This window comes from Herminiimonas sp., from assembly GCF_030645555.1.
Lineage (GTDB): Bacteria > Pseudomonadota > Gammaproteobacteria > Burkholderiales > Burkholderiaceae_D > Oxalicibacterium.
In genome coordinates this window covers 1-2,540 of sequence record NZ_JAUSME010000296.1, presented here as the reverse complement: position 1 = coordinate 2,540, position 2,540 = coordinate 1, and the positions used below count along the sequence as shown (strand labels likewise).

The 2,540-nt window shown below is 52.3% G+C and carries 2 protein-coding genes; both read left to right on the top strand.

Annotated features, from left to right (window positions below; translation table 11 throughout):
- Positions 1 to 795, top strand: a 795-nt coding sequence (gene clpX, locus Q7T06_RS11345; RefSeq protein ID WP_304784715.1) for an ATP-dependent Clp protease ATP-binding subunit ClpX, incomplete at its 5' end; no start/stop codon positions are given.
- Positions 796 to 1,034: 239 nt separating this feature from the next.
- The coding region (gene lon, locus Q7T06_RS11340; RefSeq protein ID WP_304784713.1) for an endopeptidase La at positions 1,035 to 2,540 on the top strand (1,506 nt) is incomplete at its 3' end.

The window sequence follows — 2,540 nt, the reverse complement described above, 5'->3', positions numbered from 1 at the left end:
GTGGAAAACATCATTCAGAAGCTGTTGCAGACCTGCGACTATAACGTCGAAAAGGCACAGCGCGGTATCATCTATGTGGACGAGATCGACAAGATTTCGCGCAAGTCGGATAACCCCTCGATCACCCGCGACGTGTCCGGCGAAGGTGTACAGCAAGCCTTGCTGAAATTGATCGAGGGCACGATGGCTTCGGTGCCACCACAAGGTGGACGCAAACATCCTAACCAGGATTTTGTGCAAATCGACACTACCAACATCATGTTCATTTGCGGCGGCGCATTTGACGGCCTGGCCAAGATCATTTCCGAGCGTTCGGAAAAGAGCGGCATCGGTTTCTCGGCGACAGTAAAGAGCCGCGAAGAGCGTAGCGCGAGCCAGGTCATGCTCGATACCGAGCCTGAAGATTTGATCAAGTTTGGTCTGATTCCGGAATTGGTAGGTCGCCTGCCGGTCGTGGCTACCCTGCGCGAACTGGATGAAGCCGCACTGATACAGATCTTGCTCGAACCCAAGAATGCATTGATCAAGCAATATTCAAAGTTGCTGGAAATGGAAGGCGCTGAACTGGAAATCCGCCCGGCTGCATTGCAGGCGATTGCCAAAAAAGCCATTGCACGCAAGACGGGCGCACGCGGTTTGCGTTCGATACTTGAGCATGCCTTGCTGGATGTCATGTATGAATTGCCGAACGAACAAAACGTTTCCAAGGTGGTCATCGATGAGGGCACGATTAACAATGGTGCCAAACCATTGCTGATTTACGATGAGCAGCCCAAGGTATCCGGCGCTAAATAATAAATATTTCAAAAATCTGCAGTAAATCATCAAAAACAGGCTCTTTGAGCCTGTTTTTCATTGAAAACACCAGTACAATTAAATCAGCAAGGATCATTCAGGCTTCCATCGTAAAGCCACTTCGAAGACAACTTCGCGGGTGGCTTTTATTGTTTTTCTGAGCGATTTTTGTGCTGTCCGGGCTTGTGTTTTGGCCGTTAGCGCCAACATCATTAACACGTTTATAGATAAGGCTCGCCATGACGACTACTCTTTCCACTGAACAAACCCAACTGCCGCTATTGCCGCTGCGCGATGTTGTTGTCTTCCCGCACATGGTGATCCCTTTGTTCGTCGGTCGTCCTAAATCAATCAAGGCGCTGGAAGCCGCGATGGAGCAGGGCAAGAGCATCATGCTCGCCGCACAAAAAGCCGCAGCCAAGGACGAACCGTCAGCCGACGACATTTATGAAATCGGTTGCGTCGCCAACATACTGCAAATGCTGAAGCTGCCTGACGGCACCGTCAAGGTGCTGGTCGAAGGCGCGCAGCGCGCACGCATTCATCACATCAGCGAACTGGAAACGCATTTCGTTGCCGATCTCACGCCTATAGAATCCGAAGCCGGCGACGAGTCGGAAGTGGAAGCGATGCGTCGCGCGATCGTCCAGCAGTTCGATCAATATGTAAAACTGAACAAGAAAATTCCGCCAGAGATACTGACCTCGCTGGCCGGTATAGATGATGCCGGCCGCTTGGCCGATACCATCGCTGCGCACCTGCCGCTCAAGCTTGAGCAAAAACAGGTGATCCTGGAAATCTTCAACGTCGCCAAACGCTATGAGCATTTGCTCGGCCAACTCGAAGGCGAGCTCGACATACTGCAAGTCGAGAAGCGCATACGCGGCCGCGTGAAACGCCAGATGGAAAAATCGCAGCGCGAATACTATTTGAACGAGCAGGTCAAGGCGATACAGAAAGAACTGGGCGAGGGCGAAGAAGGAGCTGACCTCGAAGATCTGGAGAAAAAAGTCATTGCGGCCAAGATGCCGAAAGAGGCGCTCGCCAAGGCACAAAACGAGTTGAAAAAACTCAAGCTGATGTCGCCGATGTCAGCCGAAGCAACCGTCGTGCGCAATTACATCGATACCTTGCTCGGCTTGCCGTGGAAGAAAAAATCGAAAGTGAACAATGACCTGACCAATGCCGAGAAAGTACTGGAAGACGATCACTACGGTCTCGACAAGGTCAAGGAACGCATCCTGGAATACCTCGCCGTGCAGCAGCGCGTCGACAAACTCAAAGCGCCTATCCTGTGCTTCGTTGGTCCTCCGGGTGTGGGCAAGACTTCGCTTGGTCAATCGATTGCGCGTGCGACGAACCGCAAGTTCATCCGCATGGCCCTGGGTGGCGTGCGTGACGAGGCAGAAATACGCGGTCATCGTCGTACCTACATAGGCTCCATGCCGGGCAAGATTTTGCAAAGCATGGCAAAAGCCGGCGTGCGCAATCCGCTGTTCCTGCTCGATGAAATCGACAAGATGGGTGCGGATTTCCGCGGTGATCCTTCATCGGCATTGCTGGAGGTGCTCGATCCTGAACAAAACCACACGTTCTCGGATCACTATGTCGAAGTCGATTTCGATCTGTCTGACGTGATGTTTGTTGCGACATCGAACTCGTACAACATACCGCCAGCGTTGCTGGACCGGATGGAAGTCATCCGTCTGTCGGGTTATACCGAAGATGAAAAAACCAGCATTGCG